At 67.4% G+C, this 663-nt stretch carries 1 pseudogene; it reads right to left on the bottom strand.

Annotation, left to right across the window (positions count from 1 at the left end):
• Positions 1 to 265: 265 nt before the first annotated feature.
• Positions 266 to 663: pseudogene (locus ON45_RS23295) on the bottom strand (hypothetical protein); the annotation flags it as partial.

A 663-nucleotide genomic window follows, 5' to 3' on the forward strand; every position in this document is an offset into this window, starting at 1 on the left:
GCGCTCCGTGCGCGAACTGTTCACGAGATGCCGGTGGGCGGGTCTACGGTGGGGCCATGTGCGTGAACTGCATGAGCAATGCCGAGGCCGCTGGGGTGGCCGCGATCACCGCGACGTACTTCCTCAAGCCGCCGGTGCACAAGCTGCTGGCGAAGCTTGACCTGGCGCCCGATCCTGATCCCGTCGCACACGACGTACGCACGGTCGCGTTCCTCGAAGCGCTCGATCTCGACCCGGTCGACGCGCTCGGTCGCGATGCGGTCGATCAGGCGTCGGCCTGGACGCCCGGTTCCTCCTGGGTGCCGTTCCGCGACCGTCTGCGTTCGGCCTCCTTGCGACCCATCGGCTCCCAGAGCCGACTGATCACGACGTAGAGCACCGCCAGGAGGGCGATCGCCGCCGGATAGGCGATCCACGGATTGACGTGGGTGAGGCTCCGCGCGTCGAGCCAGTACGGTCCCGTCCACGACAGGTCCAGCGGGAACCCGCGTGACGTGACGTCGAACTCGTCGTATTTCTCGGGCTCGGCGAACAGGCGAGCCCACGCGCTCCACGAGATCATCCGACAGATCCCGTAGAAGAACGTCGCCCGATAGAGCGCCAGCAGGCCCCGCTCGGGCAACCACCTCCCGAACCAGGCCCAGATTCGAGCATCGGCGGGAA

This window comes from Ilumatobacter nonamiensis YM16-303 (assembly GCF_000350145.1).
In the GTDB taxonomy this organism is placed as follows: Bacteria; Actinomycetota; Acidimicrobiia; order Acidimicrobiales; family Ilumatobacteraceae; genus Ilumatobacter_A; species Ilumatobacter_A nonamiensis.